The sequence below is a fragment of the Sphingobium sp. FW306-1B-F04DB genome (assembly GCF_058781925.1).
In genome coordinates this window covers 47156-69569 of the sequence record NZ_JBYSXE010000016.1, presented here as the reverse complement: position 1 = coordinate 69569, position 22414 = coordinate 47156, and the positions used below count along the sequence as shown (strand labels likewise).

The 22414-nt window shown below is 66.0% G+C and carries 26 protein-coding genes; 9 read left to right on the top strand and 17 right to left on the bottom strand.

The window, feature by feature from the left end; translation table 11 throughout:
• Positions 1-161 precede the first annotated feature (161 nt).
• The 5 genes from purH to htpX all read right to left on the bottom strand — a co-directional run bounded on the left by purH (position 162) and on the right by htpX (position 6565).
• Entirely contained in the window at positions 162-1763 is a 1602-nt protein-coding gene (gene purH, locus AC3WJD_RS09905) for a bifunctional phosphoribosylaminoimidazolecarboxamide formyltransferase/IMP cyclohydrolase (protein ID WP_492746448.1), read from the bottom strand.
• A gap of 107 nt (positions 1764-1870) precedes the next feature.
• Positions 1871-3604, bottom strand: a complete 1734-nt coding sequence (locus AC3WJD_RS09900; protein ID WP_492746447.1) for a heparinase II/III family protein — start codon at positions 3602-3604, stop codon at positions 1871-1873.
• Positions 3601-4263 carry a ribulose-phosphate 3-epimerase gene (rpe, locus tag AC3WJD_RS09895; RefSeq protein ID WP_492746446.1) on the bottom strand — a complete coding sequence of 221 codons (663 nt, stop codon included), beginning with the start codon at positions 4261-4263 and terminating at the stop codon, positions 3601-3603. Before rpe ends, AC3WJD_RS09900 begins: the two co-directional genes overlap by 4 nt.
• Before the next feature lie 54 nt (positions 4264-4317).
• Positions 4318-5622, bottom strand: a complete 1305-nt coding sequence (locus AC3WJD_RS09890; RefSeq protein ID WP_492746445.1) for an RsmB/NOP family class I SAM-dependent RNA methyltransferase — start codon at positions 5620-5622, stop codon at positions 4318-4320.
• A 10-nt stretch (positions 5623-5632) separates the two neighbouring features.
• Positions 5633-6565, bottom strand: coding sequence for a zinc metalloprotease HtpX (gene htpX / locus AC3WJD_RS09885; RefSeq protein WP_492746444.1), 933 nt, complete (start codon positions 6563-6565; stop codon positions 5633-5635).
• Positions 6566-6637: 72 nt separating this feature from the next.
• On the opposite strand from htpX, the gene AC3WJD_RS09880 reads away from it, so the two are divergent.
• Entirely contained in the window at positions 6638-6811 is a 174-nt protein-coding gene (locus AC3WJD_RS09880; RefSeq protein WP_492746443.1) for a DUF1674 domain-containing protein, read from the top strand.
• A gap of 13 nt (positions 6812-6824) precedes the next feature.
• Here AC3WJD_RS09880 and AC3WJD_RS09875 read toward each other — a convergent pair whose 3' ends face one another.
• Positions 6825-7001, bottom strand: a complete 177-nt coding sequence (locus AC3WJD_RS09875) for a hypothetical protein (RefSeq protein WP_492746442.1) — start codon at positions 6999-7001, stop codon at positions 6825-6827.
• A gap of 266 nt (positions 7002-7267) precedes the next feature.
• Here AC3WJD_RS09875 and AC3WJD_RS09870 point away from each other — a divergent pair, with 266 nt between their 5' ends.
• Positions 7268-8113 (top strand): hypothetical protein, encoded by an 846-nt coding sequence (locus AC3WJD_RS09870; protein WP_492746441.1) that lies wholly within the window; start codon positions 7268-7270, stop codon positions 8111-8113.
• Between the two features lie 142 nt (positions 8114-8255).
• Here AC3WJD_RS09870 and AC3WJD_RS09865 read toward each other — a convergent pair whose 3' ends face one another.
• From AC3WJD_RS09865 to AC3WJD_RS09830, 8 genes are all read right to left on the bottom strand, one after another.
• The gene (locus AC3WJD_RS09865; RefSeq protein ID WP_492746440.1) at positions 8256-8666 is read right to left on the bottom strand and encodes an MFS transporter; all 411 of its coding nucleotides are present in this window, start codon (positions 8664-8666) and stop codon (positions 8256-8258) included.
• Entirely contained in the window at positions 8633-9496 is an 864-nt protein-coding gene (locus AC3WJD_RS09860; protein WP_492746439.1) for an MFS transporter, read from the bottom strand. The genes AC3WJD_RS09865 and AC3WJD_RS09860 overlap by 34 nt, the downstream gene beginning before the upstream one ends.
• A gap of 160 nt (positions 9497-9656) precedes the next feature.
• Entirely contained in the window at positions 9657-10715 is a 1059-nt protein-coding gene (locus AC3WJD_RS09855) for a hypothetical protein (protein ID WP_492746438.1), read from the bottom strand.
• Positions 10716-10874: 159 nt separating this feature from the next.
• The gene (locus AC3WJD_RS09850; protein ID WP_492746437.1) at positions 10875-11069 is read right to left on the bottom strand and encodes a hypothetical protein; all 195 of its coding nucleotides are present in this window, start codon (positions 11067-11069) and stop codon (positions 10875-10877) included.
• A 163-nt stretch (positions 11070-11232) separates the two neighbouring features.
• Complete coding sequence (locus AC3WJD_RS09845; protein ID WP_492746436.1) at positions 11233-12273, bottom strand: hypothetical protein; 1041 nt, start codon at positions 12271-12273, stop codon at positions 11233-11235.
• Between the two features lie 81 nt (positions 12274-12354).
• Complete coding sequence (nadB, locus tag AC3WJD_RS09840) at positions 12355-13938, bottom strand: L-aspartate oxidase (protein ID WP_492746435.1); 1584 nt, start codon at positions 13936-13938, stop codon at positions 12355-12357.
• The gene (locus tag AC3WJD_RS09835; RefSeq protein WP_492746434.1) at positions 13935-14354 is read right to left on the bottom strand and encodes an endonuclease domain-containing protein; all 420 of its coding nucleotides are present in this window, start codon (positions 14352-14354) and stop codon (positions 13935-13937) included. The genes nadB and AC3WJD_RS09835 overlap by 4 nt, the downstream gene beginning before the upstream one ends.
• Positions 14355-14402: 48 nt before the next feature.
• Entirely contained in the window at positions 14403-15329 is a 927-nt protein-coding gene (locus AC3WJD_RS09830; RefSeq protein ID WP_492746433.1) for an ABC transporter ATP-binding protein, read from the bottom strand.
• 138 nt (positions 15330-15467) lie between these two features.
• On the opposite strand from AC3WJD_RS09830, the gene AC3WJD_RS09825 reads away from it, so the two are divergent.
• Positions 15468-16013 carry a DUF4402 domain-containing protein gene (locus AC3WJD_RS09825; protein WP_492746432.1) on the top strand — a complete coding sequence of 182 codons (546 nt, stop codon included), beginning with the start codon at positions 15468-15470 and terminating at the stop codon, positions 16011-16013.
• A gap of 228 nt (positions 16014-16241) precedes the next feature.
• On the opposite strand, the gene AC3WJD_RS09820 is transcribed toward AC3WJD_RS09825, so the two are convergent.
• The 3 genes from AC3WJD_RS09820 to AC3WJD_RS09810 all read right to left on the bottom strand — a co-directional run bounded on the left by AC3WJD_RS09820 (position 16242) and on the right by AC3WJD_RS09810 (position 17292).
• Positions 16242-16475: a hypothetical protein gene (locus tag AC3WJD_RS09820; RefSeq protein WP_492746431.1), complete on the bottom strand. Its 234-nt coding sequence runs from the start codon at positions 16473-16475 to the stop codon at positions 16242-16244.
• Positions 16472-16663, bottom strand: coding sequence for a hypothetical protein (locus AC3WJD_RS09815; RefSeq protein WP_492746430.1), 192 nt, complete (start codon positions 16661-16663; stop codon positions 16472-16474). The genes AC3WJD_RS09820 and AC3WJD_RS09815 overlap by 4 nt, the downstream gene beginning before the upstream one ends.
• Before the next feature lie 80 nt (positions 16664-16743).
• Complete coding sequence (locus tag AC3WJD_RS09810; protein ID WP_492746429.1) at positions 16744-17292, bottom strand: glycine zipper 2TM domain-containing protein; 549 nt, start codon at positions 17290-17292, stop codon at positions 16744-16746.
• A gap of 372 nt (positions 17293-17664) precedes the next feature.
• Here AC3WJD_RS09810 and AC3WJD_RS09805 point away from each other — a divergent pair, with 372 nt between their 5' ends.
• The 6 genes from AC3WJD_RS09805 to AC3WJD_RS09780 all read left to right on the top strand — a co-directional run bounded on the left by AC3WJD_RS09805 (position 17665) and on the right by AC3WJD_RS09780 (position 22387).
• Positions 17665-17874, top strand: a complete 210-nt coding sequence (locus AC3WJD_RS09805; protein WP_492746428.1) for a zinc-finger domain-containing protein — start codon at positions 17665-17667, stop codon at positions 17872-17874.
• 42 nt (positions 17875-17916) lie between these two features.
• Positions 17917-19341 (top strand): metalloprotease TldD, encoded by a 1425-nt coding sequence (tldD, locus tag AC3WJD_RS09800; protein WP_492746427.1) that lies wholly within the window; start codon positions 17917-17919, stop codon positions 19339-19341.
• Positions 19338-20177 carry an arylamine N-acetyltransferase family protein gene (locus AC3WJD_RS09795; RefSeq protein ID WP_492746426.1) on the top strand — a complete coding sequence of 280 codons (840 nt, stop codon included), beginning with the start codon at positions 19338-19340 and terminating at the stop codon, positions 20175-20177. The genes tldD and AC3WJD_RS09795 overlap by 4 nt, the downstream gene beginning before the upstream one ends.
• Positions 20178-20199: 22 nt before the next feature.
• Positions 20200-20403, top strand: a complete 204-nt coding sequence (locus AC3WJD_RS09790) for a putative signal transducing protein (RefSeq protein ID WP_492746425.1) — start codon at positions 20200-20202, stop codon at positions 20401-20403.
• Positions 20404-20556: 153 nt separating this feature from the next.
• Positions 20557-20895, top strand: coding sequence for a P-II family nitrogen regulator (locus AC3WJD_RS09785; protein WP_492746424.1), 339 nt, complete (start codon positions 20557-20559; stop codon positions 20893-20895).
• A gap of 16 nt (positions 20896-20911) precedes the next feature.
• Positions 20912-22387 carry an ammonium transporter gene (locus AC3WJD_RS09780; RefSeq protein WP_492746423.1) on the top strand — a complete coding sequence of 492 codons (1476 nt, stop codon included), beginning with the start codon at positions 20912-20914 and terminating at the stop codon, positions 22385-22387.
• Positions 22388-22414 lie beyond the last annotated feature (27 nt).

Here is a 22414-nt window from a genome sequence, read left to right as displayed (position 1 = left end):
TACGGGGAGGGGACCATGCGAAGCATGGTGGAGGGGTAGCACAAACATCGGACCAGCCCCTCCACCGCGCTACGCGAGTGTCGGGTCGATCATGCCCCCGGCATGCCGGGGGCAATCCAACCCGAAACTCCCCCTCCCCCGATTGGGGGAGGAACTACAACTCAGTGCCGGAAATGACGCATGCCTGTGAAGACCATCGCCAACCCCGCCTCATCGGCAGCCGCGATCACTTCCTCGTCGCGGATCGAGCCACCGGGCTGTATGACCGCGGTGGCGCCCGCCTCGACCGCGGCGAGCAGGCCATCGGCAAAGGGGAAGAAGGCGTCGGAGGCCACCGCCGAGCCGATCGTGCGTGGGCTCTCCCAGCCCGCCTTCTCGGCGGCGTCCTTTGCCTTCCACGCCGCGATACGCGCGGATTCGAGGCGGTTCATCTGGCCCGCGCCGATGCCCGCGGTGCTGCCGCCTTTGGCATAGACGATCGCGTTAGACTTGACGTGCTTGGCGACGGTCCAGGCGAAGAGGCAGTCGGTCAGTTCCTGCTCGGTCGGCTGGCGCTTCGTCACGGTCTTGAGCATCTCGCGCGTCACGCGGCCATTGTCGCGCGACTGGACGAGATATCCGCCCGCGATCGTCTTGAGCATAAGCCCGCCGCGCGCGGGATCGGGCAGCTCACCCGTCAGCAGCAGTCGGAGATTCTTCTTTTTCGCGAAGGTCGCGCGCGCCTCTTCATCGGCGTCGGGCGCTGCCACCACCTCGGTGAAGATGCCCGAGATCGCTTCCGCCGTCGGGCCGTCCAGCGGACGGTTGACCGCGATGATGCCGCCAAAGGCCGAGACGCTGTCGCAGGCAAGAGCGGCCTGGTACGCCTCGATCAGCGTATCGGCGCTGGCGACGCCGCAAGGATTGGCGTGCTTGACGATGACGACGGTCGGGGGGCCCTCGCGAAACTCGCTGACGAGTTCGAGCGCGGCGTCCGCATCGTTATAGTTGTTGTAGCTGAGTTCCTTGCCCTGGAGCTGCTCGGCCTGCGCGATGCCGCGGGCGTGCGGACCATTGGGAATGTAGAGCGCCGCTTTCTGGTGCGGGTTCTCGCCGTAGCGCAGTTCCTCGCGCCGGTTCGCGGCCATCGCGAGCATGTCGGGGAATGTCTGCTGCTGGTCGGCGAATGCGAACCACTGGCTGATCATCGCATCATAGGCGGCGGTCGCCGAATAGGCCTTGGCAGCGAGCCGGCGGCGGAAGGCAAGATCGGTTGCGCCGCCATTGGCGTCGAGCGCCTCGACCAGTTCGGCATAGTCCGACGGATCGGTGACGATCGCGACGCTGGCATGGTTCTTCGCGGCCGAGCGCACCATGGAAGGGCCGCCAATGTCGATATTCTCGATGATCTCGTCGCGGTCAGCGCCCTTGGCGACGGTCGCGGCGAAGGGGTAGAGGTTGACGACCACGAGGTCGATCGGCGCGATCGCGTGTTCGTCCATCGAGGCGACATGCTCGGCATTGTCGCGCACCGCGAGCAGCCCGCCATGCACCTTGGGGTGCAGCGTCTTGACGCGGCCGTCCATCATTTCGGGAAAACCCGTAAGGTCCGATATGTCGCGGACCGCGAGCCCCGCATCGCGCAGCGCCTTGGCGGTGCCGCCCGTCGAGACGAGATCGACGCCGTGGCGCGCCAGCGCCTGGCCCAGCTCGACGAGGCCGGTCTTGTCGGAAACGGAAAGCAGCGCGCGCGTGATCTTCACGGGCGAGGTATCGGTGGTCATGGCGATCCTTTGTCAGTCTGGATACGGGCTGTTGGCGGAGCGAGGATGCGCGCCGAGTCTGCCGCAGCCCCTTAGTCGCTCGGAACCGATCGGGAAAGACGCAGGCGTCAGCCCGCGCGCTTGAACGTCCAGTTCACCGTTGCGGTGCCCGCCGCCTCTCCGCTTACGACAAGCTGGACCGTGGGATGCGGGCGGCCCTCGGCGTCGACCCACAGGCTGTCCTCGACTGCGAGCGTCCCCCCGCGGCAACGGAACTGCCAGATCGGGCCGTGCGCGATGCGCAGCATGGCGCCGAGGCCGTCGGCGGTCGTCGACACCTCGACGCCCGGCGCAAGATGGAAGCGGATGGCAAAGGGCGCGTGTGACACGCGCCGGCGGGTCGGTGCAGGGGCCAGCACGTCTTCGCCCGTCAATTCCCGCCCGTCAGGACCAAGCGCGAGCGTACGCCGATGGATCAGCCCGAAGCGCCGGGCATAGCCGTCATGGCTCGCCTCGAGCCGGCTGCCGGTGTCGCTTTCCTGCCGATGCATCTCGACCTCGGTGACGCCGCGGCCGAGCGAGCCGTCATTGTGGATCGCGGTGCTGTTGTTGTCGTGGACCACCAGCGTGGAATGCGCGGCGGTCGAGCGCAGGCCGTGCGCGAGCTTGGCCGGGATCAGCGCACTCGTCTCGCGCGAACCACCGCAGCTGACGATCAGGCGGTGCGGGCCATCGGACATCTCGAAGGCCAGCGTCGAGGCGCAGCCGCCGACATTGAGGCGGCTGAGCGGCGGCGGCGCGGCATCGACGATGACGATGCTGTGGCCGGCTGCCATCCGCTGATAGCCCCAGTCGCGCGCCTGGGGCTGCGGGCGCGTGCGAACACCCGAAGCCTCGATCACCGCCTGCACGCGTTCGGCGGGCCAGGGGGCGCTGCCCTGCCAGCTCGCCAGCCCGCCGTCGCCATGCGACACGCCAAGCAATGCCGGCACCGCCTGCGCCAGCGCCGCATCGATCGCGGCGGGTGCCTGCTGGCGCCGGGCGTCATAGACCGCGCGCAGCATCGAGAGCAACATCACGAGTTCGAGCTGGCCCGAGGGCGAGCGGCAGATGGCGCCGCCATCGCTCGACATGCCCGTGGTGAGCGCGCGCGCAAGTCCCGCTTCGGCGGTCTCCTTGCGCTTGCCGTCACCCGGGATGAGCAGGCCTGCGGCAGCGAGCCCCGCCCAGGCCGCGATGCGCGGAACGCCCTGTTCCGCCTTGTCGGCACCGCGATCGAGATGCCGCGCGCCGCGCGCGAGCGCGTTGAGCACCGCCGAGCGATAGACGAGGTCGCCGCTCGAGAGGATCAGCGGCGCATGCGCGGTCCAGAACAGGATGCGCTTGCCCCACAGGCTCGGCCGCCAGGCGAGATCGCTGACCTGCTCGGCATGGCGCTGCGTCCATTTGCGCATGACCTTTTCGGCGATCGGCGCGCCGCGCTCTCGCGTGGCTACGGTCGAAAGGTCGCGCAGCCACTGGAAGCTGTGGATATAGCGCGCCATGCCATCCGACGTGTCGAGCTTCGCAAAGTCGAGTGCCTTGAGGTCGAGCGTTTCGCCGCGATAGAGGAAGTGGCCCGCAAGGATCGCCTCGCCCGCTTGGACGTCGCCCATCACCGGATCATCGGGGACCGCGAGCAGCTTGAGCGGATAGCGCCCCTTCAGCCGCAGCGCGTGGAGCGGCGAACGCCAGGTGAGGCGCAGCAGGCGGTTGGCGATGCGCTCGGCGAGCGAGAGGCCCTTGTCACCGCCCGATCGGACCAGCCGCTTTCCCTGCTCGATCCCGTCGGCCGCCGCGTCGGGGGGCGTGGGCGAACTCACTGTGCTCTCAGCGCCTCGATATTGGCGGCATATTGTGCGGGGCCACCGCGGAAGGTGGCGGTGCCGGCGACGAGCACGTCGGCGCCCGCTGCGATCGCGCGCGGCGCGGTATTGACGTCGATCCCGCCATCGACCTCGAGTCTTATGTCCTTGCCGAGCTTGTCGATGCGGCCCCGGATCGCCTCGATCTTGCGGAGTTGGCTTTCAATGAAGCTCTGCCCGCCAAAACCGGGGTTGACGCTCATCACGAGGACGAGGTCGATATCCTCGAGCACATAGTCGAGCATCTTCGCGGGCGTCGCGGGGTTGAGCGACACACCCGCCAGCTTGCCCAGCGCCTTGATGCGCTGGATCGTGCGGTGGAGGTGCGGCCCCGCCTCGGGATGGACGGTGATGATGTCCGCGCCCGCGTTCGCGAAATCCTCGAGGAAACTGTCGATCGGGGAGATCATCAGATGGACATCGAAGGGCTTGGTGGTGTGCGGGCGGAGCGCCTTCACCACCGCGGGTCCGATCGTGATGTTGGGAACGAAATGCCCGTCCATCACATCGACGTGAATCCAGTCGCAACCCGCGGCGTCGATCGCGCGCACCTCCTCACCCAGCTTGGAAAAATCGGCGGAGAGGATGGATGGTGCGATGCGGACGGGATGGTTCATGATCCGCTGCCTTAACCCCCGCTATCACGGGGGGCAAGCCGGGTGTTTGGTCAATCAGCCCTTACGCACCAGCCGCGCGATGAAGAAGCCGTCGAGCCCGCCTTCGGCACCGAGCATGCCGGGCAGCGTGCGCACCCAGCCATGCCCGGATTCGGGGAGGTTGGCGGGTAGATCGTCGGCTGTAGCGGGCTTCAGAGCGACATCGTCGCGCGCCCGCAACAATTTTTCGATCTGCGCCTCACCCTCCTCCGGTTCGAGCGAGCAGGTGGCGTAGACGAGCGTCCCGCCGGGCGCGAGCCAGTCGACCGCGCGCGCCAGCATCGCCGCCTGCAGTGCCGCCATATCGGCAACGTCGCGCGCACCCACGCGGTGGAGCACGTCGGGATGCCGGCGGAAGATGCCCGTCGCGCTGCAGGGCGCGTCGAGCAGGATCGCATCCGCGGGCGCGTCAGGCGTCCATTGCATCACATCGGCCTCGCGGATATCGAGCGAGAGGCTCGTCCGTTCGGCATTTTCGCGGACGCGCTCAAGCCGCTGCGCGCTCCGGTCGAGCGCGATCACCTGCCACCCCACGGCGGCGAGCTGGAGCGCCTTGCCTCCCGGCGCGGCGCAGAGATCGAGGGCGGTGCCCTTGCCTGCGCCAAGCAGTCGCGCGGGAAGCGAGGCGGCGAGATCCTGCACCCACCAGCGCCCCTCGTCGAAACCGGGAAGGCTGGCCACAGGCCCGGCGTCGGTCAGGCGGAGATGACCGGGCATTAGGCTGGTGCCGCCGAGTTGCTCCACCCAATGCTCCGTCTCCGTCGCGTCGGCGAGCGTCAGGTCGAGCGGCGGCGGGGCGGCAATTGCGGCGCGTGCACCGGCAACCATGTCAGGCCCCCAGTGCGCCTCCCAGCGCGCGGCAACCTCGGGCAGCAGCATCGGCAGTTCGGGCAACGCGACGCCCTTGCGCATCAGGCTACCGAAGACACCGTGCACCAGCCGGCGCGGCCCGCCATCGACCAGCGGCAATACGGTGGCGATCGCAGCATGGCCCGGCGTGCCGAGCGCGAGCGCCTGGACGAGCGCAATGCGCAGCGCGAAGCGCGCCTTGGCGTCGTCGGGCAACGGCTTGGCGGTTGCGCTGTCGATCAGTGCGTCTAGGTCGGGAAGCCGGCGCAGCGTCTCGGCCGCAATCGCATGCGCGAGCGCGCGGTCGTCGCCACGCGCGATGCCCTGCGTCGCCGCACCCAGCGCCGCTTCCAGCGGCAATCCGCGACGGATCACGGCGTCGAGCAGCTTCAGCGCGGCGCGGCGCGCGGGCAGGCCGGGAGGAGGCGCGGGGTAGCGCGGCTTGGCGCGATCTTTCGGGGGCTGCGGCATCGCCGCGCTGCTAGTCGTTTCGGCCGAGCGGGTCCAGTGCGCTGCCGCGTCGGCGGCGTGACGAGGGCACTGCGGCCGAGGCGCCGCTCGCGGGCGTCAGCGGCGGGGGGCGATCGAGTCCCATGTCATGCGCCATCGCCTCGAGTTCGGCGATGCGGCTCTCGGTCGCTGGATGCGTGGAGAACATCTCGCTGATATGCGTCGGCACGATATAGAGCTGCGCGGCCGCTGGGTTGCGCTCGGCGACGGGATTGGGGATGCGCGCCGCGCCCTGCGCCAGCTTGGCGAGCGCGGACGCAAGCGCGCGCGGGTTGCCCGAAATCTCGGCGCCGCCGCGGTCCGCGCCATATTCGCGCGTCCGGCTGATCGCCATCTGCACGATCATCGCGGCAAAGGGCGCGACGATCACCGCGAGGATCATCGCGAGCATGTTGCCGCGATTGTCGTCCGAGCGGAAGAACAGCCCGAAATTGGCGAGCATCGAGATCGCTCCCGCGATCGTCGCGACCATCGTCATGATCAGCGTGTCGCGATTCTTCACATGCGCCAGCTCGTGCGCCATCACGCCCGCAATCTCTTCGCGGTTGAGCATGCTCAGCAGTCCCGTGGTTGCCGCGACCGCCGCATTCTCGGGATTGCGGCCCGTGGCGAAGGCGTTGGGGTGCGGGCTGTCGATGATATAGACCTTGGGGCCGGGCAGGCCGGCGCGCGTCGCAAGCTGCTGGACGAGCCCGTAGAATTCGGGAGCGGACCGGCCGTCGACCTCGCGAGCGCCGTGCATCCTCAGCACGATCTTGTCGGCGTTCCAGAAAGTGAACAGGTTCATGCCGGCCGCAAAAAGCAGCGCGATCACCGCGCCGCCGCTGCCCCCCAGCGTGTAGCCGAGGCCCATGAACAGCGCGGTCAGCGCGGCCAGCAACATCGTGGTCTTGAAACCGTTCACTTGCGCTTTCTCCTTTGCTGCCCAATGTGGGAGAAAGATCGTTGCTCTTCAATATCGCAAAGGATGAAGCTGATGGCCGCCGGCCGCCGCCCCGACCATGTCAAGGCACCCGCCTATCTTTCGAAGAGCCCGCCCGTGCCAAAGCCCGAGCCGGTGTCCGAAAAGCCCGACACCGACGATCCGCTCGGGCTCAATCCCGTGCGCTATGGCGACTGGGAGCTCAAAGGCGTCGCGGTCGATTTCTGACGCCGCCGGCGCATTACCGCGTGCGTACCAGCCGGATCGGCCGCTGGTCGATCATGTCATGGACACGCTGGATGGCGGCGTCGAGATGCGCGCCGGCCTCAAGGGCTTCGGCCTTGTCCAGCAATATCAGCGCCTGCGCCATCAGCGCTTGCGCATCGGCGAGCACCCTGGCCCGGTCCGACATGGTCATGTCTGATCCCCACAGATCCGATATACGATCCGATGCAGCGCCGTTGCCCGCGAAAAATCAGCGAAAGGGAAGCCTACACGCATCCCCGAGCTGTCCCACATTCCCGCGATCGCCAGCCGATCGGTTACCGTCTCATAATGCCTTTCAAGCGCGCTGACAAAGGCAGAAAACGCCAATCTGACACTGTCCCCTATTATGCCGGTTTTACCGGACGTTAACTTTCACGGCCCATAGATTTCCGCCGAAACGCGATGATCGGGCCAGCGATGAAGCCTAGTTTCACCAATGCCGCGCTCCAGCGCTCCGGACAGGCCGCACGCGTCCACGCCGCGATCAGCCGCGCGGCCGAGCGCACCGGCGTCGATTTCGACTATCTGTGGAACCAGGCGCGCGTCGAAAGCAGCCTCGATCCCGCCGCCAGGGCGCCGACCTCCTCGGCCTCGGGGCTCTACCAGTTTATCGAGCAGAGCTGGCTCGGCGTCATCAACAAGCATGGCGCGAGCCACGGCTATGGATGGGCAGCGGACCAGATCACGCGGGGTGCGGACGGACGCTACGCCGTCGCCGATCCCGATGCGCGCCGCGCGATCCTCGCGCTGCGCTACGATGCAGACGCCGCTGCGGTCATGGCGGGCGAGTTCGCCGCGGACAATGCCAGCACACTCACGGGCGCGCTTGGCCGCCAGCCCAACGGCACCGATCTCTATTTCGCACATTTCCTGGGCGCCGCGGGTGCCTCGCGCTTCCTGCGTGCCGCAGGCGAGACGCCCGACGCCAGCGCGGCGGCGCTGTTCCCGCGCGAGGCCGCGGCCAACCGCCCGATCTTCTATCACCGCTCGGGCGCGGCGCGCAGCCTGGGCGAAGTCTATGCGCTGATGGCACGCAAGCTCGGGGGCAGCGGCGACATGCCGGCGCCCTTGGGTGAACCCGGCTTGAGGCTGACCAAAGCGTTGCCGGAGGACGTGGATGGCTCAGAAGCAGAGCAGCGCAACGATCTTTCGGCGCCCCTGATGACCGCGATGGCCGCGCGCCGTGGCTTCGATGTGATGCGACCAAGTCCCGAATCGGCGCGGCTCGCCTATATGATGGTCGTCTCGACGCTCGACGGCTGAGGCTGGAGGGCGCGCCGCCAGATCTTGATCGTTTCAGGCTGAATCAGACGGAAACGTGAATCAAGGTCTCAACAGTTTGAATAGAGCCTGATTCACGCTTTCGGTGGAAGCGCAAAGCGCTTCCACCTCAACCGATCAGGCTCTAAATTGCGGCGGCCTCGGCAGTCTCGGCACGCCGCGCGACGAAGCGGCCCATGATCGCGGCAGCAAGCAGGACGAGCGCGGCGATCAGGAAGGCGCTCCCGATATGGGGCAGCGCGGGCGCCCCGCCGACCGACACTGAATAGACAAACCCGAAGAACAGCGGCGAGACGACCCCCGCAATGCTGGCGACGCTGTTGTTCGCGCCCTGCAGCTGGCCCTGCTCGGATTCGGAGACGAGCCGCGTCATCAGCGACTGGAGCGTCGGCATCGCGAGTCCCCATAGCGCGTTGGGCAGCATGGCCAGCGTGAAAAGCAAACCCGTTGGCGCGAGCCCCATGCACGCGATGCCCACCGCGCCGCCGAACAGCCCGAAGATCATCGTCGCGCGATCGCCCAGCCGCTTGACCACGGGCCGACCACGACGCCCTGCACGATCATGTCGAGCACGCCGACCAGGGCGAGCAGGATGCCGACCTCGAGCGCGGTCCAGCCATAGCGATAGCCGGCATAGAGCACAAAGACCGCGGAGAAGACGTGGTGCGCGAAATAGAGCAGGAAGTTGACGGTCGCGAGGCCGGACAATTCGGGATGCGAGCGCAACAGCCTGAGCGCGCCGAAGGGATTGGCGCGGCTCCAGGCGAAGGGCATGCGCTTTTCAGGCGCAAGCGATTCCGGGAGCACGAACAGCCCGTAGAGAAAGGCGAGCCCGCACAGCCCGGCTGCCGCCCAGAAGGGCAGCCGCGGCGAAATCTCACCCAGCACGCCGCCGATAAATGGTCCCGCGACGAAACCGCCCGAAAAGGCGGCGCCGATCAGGCCATAAGCGCGCGCGCGTTTCTCGGGCTCGGTAATGTCCGCCATATAGGCAAAGACAGTGGTGAAGCTCGATGAGGTCATGCCGCCGATCGCGCGGCCCAGCGCGAGCCACCAGAGATCGGGCGCCACCGCCATCAGCACGAAATCGGCGGCAAGCCCCGCGGTCGACAACAGGATCACCGGGCGGCGGCCATATTGATCGGACAGCGAGCCGATGATCGGCGAACAGACGAACTGCATCGCCGCCCAGAGCGCGACGAAGACGCCGTTCCAGATCCCCGCGCTCGCGTTGGACCCCGCAAATTGCTCGATCAGCGGCGGCAGCACGGGGATGACGATGCCCATCGACATGATATCGAGGATCGCCGTCACCATGATGAAGGCGATCGCCGCGTTGCGATGCCTGGGCGTGAGGGCGATCATGAAAGCACTCCGATACTGCGAGGGAGTGTCCTAACCGCTTGCGCGGGATCGGGCCAGCACCCGTTCCCTTAGAGCGAATTCCACTTGCGTGGAATCGCTCGACGCGTTCGTTACCGCGATTTCCGAGCCGCCGGGTGTTTCCACCCAGCTCGAAATCGCTCTAGCCGCGTTCGGAGCCCACGCGGATGTTCTGTTGGGGACGCGCGGGATACCAGTTGATGACCGGCTCTGCCCCCGTGACGGCGATCAGCGGCGCCGCGCGCGCATCGATATCCGCGTTGAAGATATCGACCACGGCGGGCACGTCGTTCTCGAACAGAAAGACCGGGGCATTATTGTCCGCGCCGGCGCGGACGATCGGCCGGTCGATCACATAGCGTGGACCTGATCCGCCGTGGAAAGAGAAATGCGCCGCGCGCCCCGTGCCGCCACGCTTTGCCGGCTCCTCGCTGCGGCAGCGCTGGAGCATGCCGGTGTTCCACATGCGGAAATTGCGCTTGTTGCCGCGCGCGCGGCAGTCGACGAGATAGACCTGGTCCGATTTGGTATCGAAGCCGCCGTCGCTGCTGTCGGTCGCGACGCAGCCCTCATAGCGGATGCGCGCATTGCCGCGCTCGTCGGAAAAGCCGTCACCGTTCCAGTAGCGGTCCTGTGGCCGTTGCGATTCGATGAAGCGGTGCGCCTCGCAGCGGCGATAGGTGATATCGCTCACCTCATCGAGCAGCGCGAAGCCGGTGCAGTAATTGGCGCATTCCGCAGATCCAAAGGCGACGACGTCCTCGATCAGCCCGCGCTGGCTCGCATAGCGCAGCCGCATCAGTCCGCGCTCGGCGTCGACGACGCTGATGCGGCGCAGAATGAAATCGCTCAGCGGCGCGGGGACGCCGCCATCATGATCCCAGGACCAGTTTTCGAGGAAGCGGTAGACATTGCTGCCCGAGCAATCCTCGATCACGAATTGCTCGGTGGTCGAATGCGAGACGCGGATCGCGCCATTGCCCCAGTTGTGGAACTGGCAGTTGCGCACGGTCATATTCGTTTTCGCGACCAGCGCGGTTCCGCCATCGGCACCGCTGCCGGCGAGCGCCCGACCGCCGTTGAAGACGCGGCCGTCTATGACGTTCGGATCAGCCGCTCTCGCGCTCGCCAGCGCGAGGCTGCCAAAGGGAAGCGCGCCTGCTGCAGCCAGCAGCCGCCTGCGCGAAAGGGGATACGCCATGGAGAACTCCCATTACCCGTCGTTCCCCACAAAATGTTGATTAAGCAAGCTCTTGTTGCATCGCAACATGACAAGAACCCGTCTGCGCCCAAGCGAAGCGCAGGCGGGTTCATCCGGTCGATTGTCGCGGCCGGTCGAGCAGGTAGTCCAGTAAGTGGCTCAGGGGCTGGCCGGCTGGTCGTCGTCCTCGTCGTCGTCACCGGTGATCAGTTCAATACCGCCCCAAATAAAGGCGCCCGCCACGATCGCGCCGATCACATAGCCCATGACATTGCCACCGGCCGCAGCGCTCCTGCGGTCGATCGCGGCGCGGGCGCGGGCATTTTTCGCTGCAGCCGAGTTGGCAAGGCTCAACTTCTGTGCCGCGGGGCCCTGAGCGAGTGCCGGGAAGGTGGATACAAGCAGCGGAACTGCGGCGAGAAGAGCAAACTTCCTTGATACCATGACGCGTCCTCCCTTTGTTGGACCGGTAACCAACCGTCACAATGACGAGATGTTCCCGACGCGCCGGCTAGCGTCAGCCGCGCTCGGTCTTGACGAAGATCTTCTGGCTGGCGCGCGCGGGATACCAGTTGATCACGGGCTCGGGGCCGTTGACCTTGATTAGCGGAGCGCCGAACGCCTTGATGTCAGCGTCGTAAATGTCGACGACAATCGGTGCGGTGGTCTCGAACAGGAACACCGGCGCCGTGCTGGTGGTGGTCGCACGGACATAGGGGCGGCTGATTACATAGTGCGACCCCGCGCCGCCGTGGAACGAGAAATGCGCGGTTCCGCCGGTGCCGCCGCGCGACACGGGCGTCTCGCTCTGGCAATGTTCGAGCCTGCCGGTGTTCCACAACCGGTAATTGCGCTTGTTGCCGCGCGCCTTGCACTCGGCGAGATAGACGTCCGCCGACTTGGTGTCGAAACCGCCATCGGCATTCTGCGTCGCGGTGCAGCCATGATAGCGGATACGCGCATTGGTTCGCTCGTCGGAAAAGCCGTCGCCGTTCCAATATTGGCTGGCCTTGCGGCCGACCTCGAAGAAGCGATGCGACTCGCAGCGGCGATACTGGACGTCGGTGACATTATCGACGATCGCGAAGCCGCACGAGTAGGTGACCGCGTCGTCCGCGGCGAGGGCGATGCAATCTTCGATCAGCCCCTTGTTCGAGCCGTATTTGAGCTGAATCATGCCGCGATCGAGCTTCTGCGCGGCGATGCGGCGGAAGACGAAATTGCTGAGTATGGTGGCCGGTGAGCTGTCCCAGGTCGAATTCTCGAAGAAGCGGAAGAAATTGCTGCCGCTGCAATCCTCGACGACCAGCCCGTCAACGCCCCCCTGCGCCGCGCGGATCGCGCCATTGCCGTAATTGTCGAAGGTGCAATTACGGATGGTGGTATAGGATTCGGCAAGAAGCGCGGTCCCGCCGTCGAGCCAGCCGTCATTCTGGAGCGGACGCGTGCCGACAAAATGCTGGCCCTCGATGATCCGTCGCGCCGGCGCGGCACGCGCCGCCACAGGCAAGACGAGGCCGGCGGCCACGAGCTGCCTACGAGTGAGGTGATTCAACATGACGCGCTACTCCCGACCGACGACGTTGCTGAACGTCAACATAGGTCAATTGTTGCAGCGCAAAGCCGTCAGCGCGGAATTTTATGGGACCAAAACGGTATCGATCGCGTCGGGCAACGTCTCGGGATAGTCGAGCGTGTAGTGCAGGCCGCGGCTTTCCCTGCGATGCAAGGCAGAACGGACGATCAGGTCGGCCACTTCGATCAGGTTGCGCAGCTCGATCAGATCGGGGGTGACGCGGAAATTGCCGTAATAGTCGGCGACCTCCTGCCGCAGCAGTTGCACGCGGTGCGCGGCGCGCTCGAGCCGCTTGGTGGTGCGGACGATGCCGACATAGTCCCACATGAATCGGCGGATCTCGCGCCAGTTGTGCGCGACGATCACCTCCTCGTCCGAATCGGTGACGCGGGTCTCGTCCCAGGGGCGGATGGGCGGCGGCTCGGGCAGATCATCCCAGTTGGCGATGATGTGACGCGCGGCCGCCTCGCCGAAGACGAAACATTCGAGTAGCGAGTTGGAGGCCAGGCGATTGGCGCCGTGCAACCCCGACTGCGTTACCTCGCCCGCCGCATAGAGCCCGGGCAGGTCGGTGCGTCCGTCGAGATCGACGACCACGCCGCCGCAGGTATAGTGCTGTGCGGGAACGACGGGGATCGGCTGCTTCGTCATGTCGATGCCGAGGCCGAGCAGCTTCTCGTGGATGTTGGGGAAGTGCTCGCGCACGAATTCGGGCGGCTTGTGGCTGATGTCGAGATGGACATAGTCGAGGCCGAGGCGCTTGATCTCATGGTCGATCGCGCGCGCCACGATGTCGCGCGGCGCAAGCTCGGCGCGCGGGTCGAAGTCGGGCATGAAGCGGTGACCCGTTTCGGGGATGAGCAGGTGCCCGCCCTCGCCGCGCACCGCCTCGGTGATCAGGAAGTTCTTGACCTCCAGATTGTAGAGGCAGGTCGGGTGGAACTGCATGAATTCCATGTTGGAAACGCGGCAGCCCGCGCGCCAAGCCATCGCGATGCCGTCGCCCGTGGCGCCCCGCGGCGCGGTCGAATAGAGATAGGTGCGTCCCGCCCCGCCCGTCGCGAGCACCGTTGCGCGCCCGGTGAACAGCTCGACGCGCCCGGTGCGGCGGTTGCATGCATAGACGCCCCAGACATGCCCCTCGCCCGAATAGCGCTCGCCGTGCCGGCCGGTGACGAGGTCGATCACGACCATGTCGGGGATCAGCGTGATGTTCGGGTTGGCCTTGGCCGCCGCCTCGAGCGCTTGCTGCACCGCCCAGCCCGTCGCGTCGTCGACATGGACGATCCGCCGGTGGCTGTGCCCGCCTTCGCGCGTCAGGTGCCAGCGCTCGTCTTCGCCGCCGGGATTGAAGGGTACGCCGAGTGCGGCCAGCCGTTCGATCGCGGTGGGTGCGTTCTCGACGACGAATTCGACGGTGGCGCGGTTGTTGAGCCCCGCTCCCGCGACCATCGTGTCCTCGATATGGCTATCGAAGGTGTCGCCGGGTTCAAGGACGGCGGCGATGCCGCCCTGGGCATGCGCGGTCGATCCGTCCGAAAGCGCACCCTTGGCGATCACCGCGACGCGGCAATGCGCGGCCAGGTTGATCGCCGCGGTCAACCCGGCAGCGCCCGAACCGATGACGATCACGTCGTAGGAATTCAAGTCTCTGCTCCTTCAAGCCCCTCCCCTTCAGGGGAGGGGTTGGGGTGGGGCAATCGCCATGAAACGCGATCAGGCAAGCCATGCAGCTTGTCGAGTATCGCCATCAAGACGCCCTCCATATTTGTCGAAACATCGGCATTGGACACGCGGAGGACGCTCAGCCCGAACTGCTCCAGCGCGGCATCGCGCAGCACGTCGCTCTCACGATCATGCGTGTCCCCATCCACTTCGACGATCAATCCGACAGAAGGACAGAAGAAGTCGGCAATGCGGTTGCCGATGACCGCTTGTCTTCGAAATTTATAGCCTCCCAGCAGCGAACCCGAGAGATGACGCCAGAGATGTTTCTCATACTCCGTCGGCTCACGCCGCATGGCCTTCGCATGCGTCGACAGTCTGGGGTTCAATCTAGGCATACTGCCGCACCCCCACCCCCCCTGAAGGGGAGGGGCTTGTCGAATCGGTCAGCCATTGGCGCTCGCGCGGGTGAGGTTGAGGAACACGTCCTCGAGATCGGCCTCGCGTGTCACGACGTCGACGATACCGTAACCCTGCTCCTGCACCGCCGCGAGCACCTGCCCGGCATTCACCTTGTCCTTGGCATAGGTGATGGCGAGGACGCGGTCGCCCTTGAGTTCGATCTTCTGGAAGCAGGGATTGGAGGGCAGCGTGGGCACGTCGCGGTCGACCGTTACCTCGACCGCCTTTTCCTGCGCCATGCCGACCAGCGTGCGCGTCGGCTCGTTGGCGATCAGCTTACCGTGGTTAATGATCGCGATGCGATCGCACAGCTCCTCGGCCTCCTCGAGATAGTGCGTGGTGAGCACCACGGTCACGCCGCGCTGGTTGAGGCCGCGGACATAGGCCCAGAGTTGCTGGCGAAGCTCGATGTCGACGCCCGCGGTGGGCTCGTCGAGCACGAGCACGGGCGGCGAATGCACCATCGCCTTGGCCACCATCAGCCGGCGCTTCATGCCGCCCGACAGCGTGCGCGAATAGGCGCTGGCCTTGTCCTCGAGATGCATCGCGCGCAGCAATTCCATCGAGCGACGCTTCGCCTTGGGAATGCCGAACAGCCCGGCCTGGATCTCGAGCGTCTCGAAAGGCGTGAAGAAGGGATCGAAGACGATCTCCTGATTGACGATGCCGATCGATGCCTTGGCATTGCGCGGGTGGCGGTCGATGTCGAAGCCCCAGATCGCGGCATTGCCCGCGGTCTTGTTGACGAGACCCGCAAGGATGTTGATCAGCGTCGACTTGCCCGCGCCATTGGGGCCGAGAAGGCCGAAGATCTGGCCGCGCGGCACGTCGAAACTGACGCCTGCCAGCGCGCGCTTGCCACCCGCATAGACTTTCTCAAGCCCGACGATCTCGATTGCTGCGTCGCTCATCGGGCAAGCGCATAACGGGTTGCGGCGCAGAGGCAAAGACGCCGGGCGCGATTGCGCCAAATTTAACCCCGGCGATTGGCAAAGTTTTAACCAGGAGCGGCTAGTGCAGGATCTGTGGGGACCAGCAGATTTCATAGGATGCAGCGACAGCGCGCTATCACCCTGAACGCGCTCGAAGATGGCTTCGGCCTTGCGCTGCGCGTCGGGATGCTGCTCGCGCTGATCGGCGCGCCCAGCCTCGCCTTCGCCGCCTCGACCCCGGGGCAGGCACGTGTCGTTACGGTCCAGCCGCTGACGCTGATCAAGACCAGCGATCTCGATTTCGGCAGCATCTCTGCGGGTGCGACCGCGGGCACGGTGCGCATCGACCCCGCCAATGGGGCGCGGACCACCACGGGCGGCGCGGTCGCGAGCGGCGGATCGCCCGCGCGCGCGTCCTTTGTCGGCGCCTCCAATCTCGGCCTCGCGCTCAACGTCCAGATCAGCGCCTCGCCCACCCTCGTCCGCGCGGGCGGCGGCGCGAGCATGGCGACCGCGCTCCAGGTCGAGGGCGGCACCGGCTGGCGGCTGTTCACGGGCACGGGCCCGCACGTCTTCAATGTCGGCGGGCAGCTCAATGTCGGCGCCAACCAGATGGCGGGCAGCTATTCGGGCCAGTTCACGCTGACGGTAAACTATTTCTGATCGCACTCATTTCCGCCGAAGGTCAGTAAGGTCAGGCGTGCAGAACGAATCCCCTCAATCAATGCGGCAGCATTCATCGGGTTTTTCGATCAATACAGCCGCATTGATCGAGGGTTCAAAGAACCTGTAGTCCGAAGTCACCGTGACGCGTGGGGCGCGTGTAGGACAGCGATTTCTTTCCGCCCCCTCAAACTCGGACATTCGTCCAGGGCGGGGCGCCGAGGTTGATCAGCGGGTCGCTCGCGCCTTGTCGTCGGCGTCCCGAGCCTTTTGCCTGACTGCATCCGCGGCTGCGCGCTCCGCCTCGGCGATGCGGTCGGTGCGATCCTGCTCGGCATTCACCTTCGCCATCGCATACCCGATCCGCGCTTCCTCGATCGCGGTTGGCGGCGGCGATCGGTCGCACCCTGCGAGGGCCGCGACACACAGAAGCAGGGCGCCGACGCCGTGCACCCCGGTCACTTTGCACCGCCGGGCGCCGCCCTTTCGCACAGCTCTTTCAGATGGTGGCCGATCGTGGGGCCGCGCAGATGCGCTTCGACCGCTTCATGGTGTTCGCGTGTCAGCTGCGCGCGAATCTCCTGGACGCTTGCGCAAGTGCCGGATCGCGCCAGCTGATACGCCCGTTCGATGGTTTTCGGCCGATGCATGTCGTCATCTCCCACAGGAGGAATCGGAATCGAGACGGCGGCCCGCGGCCGCCGTCCCTCCTCACTTGCCGGTTGCGGCGTTAGCGGCAGCGGACATTGTTGCGCGCGACCTCGCGGCCGACGAGCGCCCCGCCAGGGGTGCCTGCAACGGTGGCCAGCGTCTGGCTGTCGCCGCGCACCATCATATTGCCGGTCAGGCCACCCGCAGCGGCGCCGATGATGAGGCCTGTGGTCCCGTCCGAACGGCGGCAGTAATATCGCCCGTTCTGACCACGATAGACGCGATCGTCGTAACTGAGGGTCTGGGGTCGATAGTAGTTGCCGCTGCGATAGTAGCGATCGGCATCGTAGCGATTTCTGCCAGGCTCGTAGCGATCCCAGTCGTAGTTGCTGTACTGGTGCCAGCCGCGCGCGTTGCGATTGGCCTCGCGGATATTGCGGTCGTATTCGCGACGGGCCTCGCGGGCTTCGCTCGGGTTGTCGGCATCACGCATGTCTTCAGCATATTCCCGTTCGGCCCAGCTGACGTCCTTGCGCAATTCCTTTTCGGTGTGGTTGGGCTGCGCCAACGCGGGTGCAGCGGGGATGGCGACGGCCAGCACGGTGGCGGCCAAAATCAGCTTCCTCATTTATTTTGACTCCCGACCCATAATAGGATCATGCCACGAACGCGTATCATCAATATAAAGTTGCCTTGAATAAAAATAAAGTTTCGAGTTCGAAACATACAAATTATTTGCACAAACATCGCGCAGCTTAATTTGCCGCAAGCGGCGTCATTAACTTGGAACTACAAAGTTAATGTTGACCGACATATCGTAACATTTGATGTACCGTAAGCACGACGACAGATGATGGCGACTGCCAGTCTTTCGGATCCCAATGGGGCGCGGCGTCGGGGTGCCCGCAGATTCCGGGAGCAGCAAGCATGGCCTGCCCGCCATCCCGCACACGCCCTCACCCCGTTGCGTCTCAAAACCGTGCTTGCTAATGGGCCGGCCATGATCGAAGCGCCCGAAACCATCCGCGTCAGCAGCAACCGCGTCGCCTGTGACGGCGCCAGCGAGATTCCCGGGGGCGCCTCGCTCGGCCACCCGCGCGTCTTCCTCGAGATCGACGAGAAGGGTTTCGTCGACTGCGGCTATTGCGACAAGCGCTTCGTGCTGATCGGCGGCCCCGCCGACACCGAAAAGGGCTCGGGCGCGGCCTGACCGCCCCTCGACACCGCGAGGCACGCGCCTATATCGGTCTCCATGCAGACCGACCCCCGCAGTTTCCTGTATCGCCCCGGCGGCCTCGATCCGGACGCCGCCCGCTCGCTCACCGCCGAGGCGCTGAAAGGCTGCGACGATGGCGAACTCTATCTCCAGTACAGCGCCTCGGAGAGCTTCGGCTTCGACGACGGCCGGCTGAAGACCGCGGACTATTCGAGCGAATCGGGCTTCGGCCTGCGCGGGGTGAGCGGCGAGACGACGGCGTTTGCGCATGCCAATGAGCTGAGCGAAGCGGCGATCCGCCGCGCCGCCGAGACGATGACGCTGCTCGATCCCGCCAAGGACCAGCCCGCCCCGCCCCCGCAGCGCACCAACCGCCACCTCTATACCGACGCCGATCCGCTGAGCCTCGTTCCCTTCGCGAAGAAGGTGGCGCTCTGCCAGATGATCGACGCCGCGGCGCGCGCACGTGATCCGCGCGTCGCGCAGGTCTCGGTCGGCCTGTCGGGATCGTGGAACGTGATCGACATCGTCCGCGCCGACGGCTTTACCGCGACCGACATCCGCCCGCTCGTCCGCCTCAACGTCTCGATCGTCGCCGAGCAGAATGGCCGGCGCGAAACGGGCAGCTTCGGCATCGGCGGGCGCGAGCTCTATGACCGGATGTTCGACGAGGCGGTCTGGAACCGCGCGATCGACGAGGCGCTGGCGCAGGCGCTGGTCAATCTCGAATCGGTCGCCGCCCCCGCGGGCGAGATGACCGTGCTGCTCGGCCCCGGCTGGCCCGGCATCCTGCTCCACGAGGCGATCGGACACGGGCTCGAGGGCGATTTCAACCGCAAGGGCACCAGCGCCTTTTCGGGGCGGATCGGCGAGCGCGTCGCCGCGCCCGGCGTCACCGTGGTCGATGACGGCTCGATCGGCGGCCGCCGCGGTTCGCTCTCGATCGACGACGAAGGCACACCCACCGCCGAGACCGTGCTGATCGAGGACGGCATATTGAAGGGCTATATGCAGGATCGCCTCAACGCCCGGCTGATGGGTGTCGAGCCCACCGGAAACGGCCGGCGCCAGTCCTATGCGCACGCCCCGATGCCGCGGATGACCAACACCTTCATGAAAGCGGGCAATGACGACCCCGCCGAACTGCTTGGCCGCGTGAAGAAGGGCATCTTCGCCAAGAGCTTCGGCGGCGGGCAGGTCGATATCGTCTCGGGCAAGTTCGTTTTCTCGTGCACCGAGGCGTACCTGATCGAGAACGGCAGGCTGGGCGTGCCGATCAAGGGCGCCACGCTGATCGGCGACGGCCCGACGGTGCTCACCAAGGTCGCGGGCATCGGCAATGACTTCGCGCTCGACGAGGGCATCGGCATGTGCGGCAAGGGCGGCCAGTCGGTCCCCGCGGGCGTGGGGCAGCCCACGCTGCTGATCGACGGGCTGACCGTGGGCGGGACCGCGGCGTGATCGCAAACGCGCTGAATGATGCAGCGCTTGCAGCCTATTTCGACCGCATCGGCCATGCGGGGCGCGTCGCCGCCGACCGCGCGACGCTGGAGGCGATCGCTGCGCGGCATCCCGCGACGATCCCCTTCGAGAACCTCGATCCGCTGCTCGACCGGCCGGTCGACCTGTCGCTGCCCGCGCTGATCGCGAAGCTCGTCCCTGGCGGGCGCGGCGGCTATTGTTTCGAGAGCAACGGGCTGCTGCTCGCGGTGCTGCGCAGTATCGGTTTCACCGTCGATGGCCTCGCCGCGCGCGTCTACTGGAACCAGCCCAATGCCGATACGCCGCCGCGCACGCATATGGTGCTGCGTGTCGCGCTGCCCGAGGGACCGGTGCTGATCGATGTCGGCTTTGGCGGCGCGGTGCTGACGGGGGTGCTCGATCTTGTTCCCGATATCGTCCAGCAAACCCCGCACGAACCCTTTCGCCTCCTCCGCGACCGCGATGTCTGGGAGCAGCAGATCAGGATCGCCGACCGCTGGCGAACGACCTATCGCTTCGACCTGACGGTGCAGGAGCCGATCGACTATGAACTCGCCAACTGGTGGACATCGACGCACCCGCAGACACATTTCCGCAAGCAGTTGATGTGCGCGCGTTCGCTGCCCGGCCAGCGAATGACGCTGCGCAATTTCGACTTCGCGGTTCACACGCTGGACGGCGACACCGAACGCCGGACGCTCGACAGCGGTGCGGCGGTGTGTGCGGTGCTGGAGAATGAATTCGGCATCACCCTTGACGATCGCGCAGCGCTGACACGCCGCCTCGAGGCGCTGCAATCGAATCCCCAATCATGAGAAGCGGCGCAGGAATCCTGTCTTGGCACTGACCACGATCGCCGAATTTCCCGATGCCATCGCCGCCGATCTCGCGCGGATCGAGCTCAAGGCCGCGGGCATCGATGCCTTTCTGTTCGACGGCGGCATGGCGAGCCTGGGCCTCGGCATGATGACCCCCGCCCGGCTGATGGTCGACGAGGATGACGCCGAGCGGGCGCGCGAATTGCTCGAGGATTTTGCCTGATTTTTAGGCAGCGTTTCGCGACTGCACAATATTTAGCGTCCCTTTGACGCAGATGGCGCACGATATTTGTGCAGTGCGGCAGAATTCGGGCAATTTTTGAATCTGGCACATCGCTTGCGGATACCCCTGCGGACATTTGCAGAAGGGGGCCGAATGAAACTCGTCATCGCCATCATCAAACCCTTCAAGCTCGACGAGGTGCGTGAAGCGCTGTCCGAGCTTGGCGTGGCGGGCATGACCGTCACGGAGGTCAAGGGGTTCGGCCGCCAGAAAGGCCAGACCGAAATCTATCGGGGTGCCGAATACAGCACCAACATGGTCCCCAAGATCAAGGTCGAGGTCGTCTGCACCGCCGATCTTGCGGACCGCGTCGTCGAGGCCGTGCAGGCCTCTGCCAACACCGGCGCCATCGGCGACGGCAAGATCTTCGTCCTCGATGTCGGGCAGGCCGTGCGCATCCGCACCGGCGAGACCGACGAGACCGCGCTCTAATCACGAAGGGGGAAAGATGAAGACTTCCACGAAGATAGCAGCGGGAACGGGCGCGATCGGCGCGTCGTTGCTTGCTGCCCTGCCCGCCTGGGCGAACACTGCTGCGGCCAATGTGGCCGAAGCCGCGGGCAATGCCGCGGCAGCCGTGACCGAGGCGGCACCTGCCGCCGCCGCCGCATTCACGCCGACCGCCGAGATGGTCAACAAGGGCGATACCGCCTGGATGCTCGTCTCCTCGGTGCTCGTCCTGATGATGTCGATCCCGGGGCTCGCGCTCTTCTATGGCGGGCTCGTGCGCACCAAGAACATGCTCTCGGTGCTGATGCAGGTGTTCATGATCGTGTCGATCGCGGCGCTGGTCTGGGTGACGTGGGGCTACAGCCTCGCCTTCACCAGCGGCAACGCGTTCATCGGGGGCTTCAGCAAGCTCTTCCTCCAGGGCGTCGACGCGACGACGCTTGCCGCGACCTTCACCAACGGCGTCTACCTGCCCGAATATGTGTTCGTCATCTTCCAGATGACCTTCGCATGCATCACCCCCGCGCTGATCGTCGGCGCCTTCGCCGAGCGCGTGAAGTTCTCGTCGCTGATGGTCTTCGTCGTGCTGTGGCTGACCGTGATCTATTTCCCGATCGCGCACATGGTCTGGTACTGGGCGGGCCCGGACTTCCTGCCGACGACGCCCGGCGACTTTGGCCTGCTCTGGGGCTGGGGCGCACTCGACTTCGCGGGCGGCACCGTCGTCCACATCAATGCGGGCATCGCGGGGCTGGTCGGCTGCCTCATGATCGGCAAGCGCATCGGCTTCGGCAAGGAGGTGCTTGCGCCGCACTCGCTGACGCTCACCATGGTCGGCGCCTCGCTGCTCTGGGTGGGCTGGTTCGGCTTCAACGCCGGCTCCAACCTCGAGGCCAATGGCGTGACCGCAGTCGCCTTCATCAACACCTTCGTGGCTACGGCGGCGGCGGCGGTGAGCTGGGCGGTCGTGGAGCAGATCCATCACGGCCGCCCCTCATTGCTGGGTGCCGTCACCGGCGCGGTCGCGGGCCTCGTCGCGATCACCCCGGCCTCGGGCTTCGCCGCACCAATGACCTCGATCCTGCTCGGCTTCGCGGTCTCGCCGATCTGCTACTTCTTCGTCTCAACGGTGAAGAACAAGCTGGGCTATGACGACAGCCTCGACGTGTTCGGCGTGCACTGCATCGGCGGTATCGTCGGCGCGATCGGCACGGCCATCGTCGCCGACCCCGCGCTCGGCGGCCAGGGCTTCTTCGACTATACCGTGATGCCCGCCGCCGTCGGCACCTACGACATGGGCGCGCAGGTGCTGACCCAGATCAAGGCGGTGCTCGTCACGCTCGCCTGGTCGGGCATCGGCTCCGCGATCCTCTACTTCATCATCGACAAGACCATGGGGCTGCGCCCGAGCGCGGAAGCCGAGCGCGAGGGCCTCGACCTCGCCTCGCACAACGAGCGGGCCTACAATTACTGACAGGATTGGCGGGGGGGGGGGGGGGCG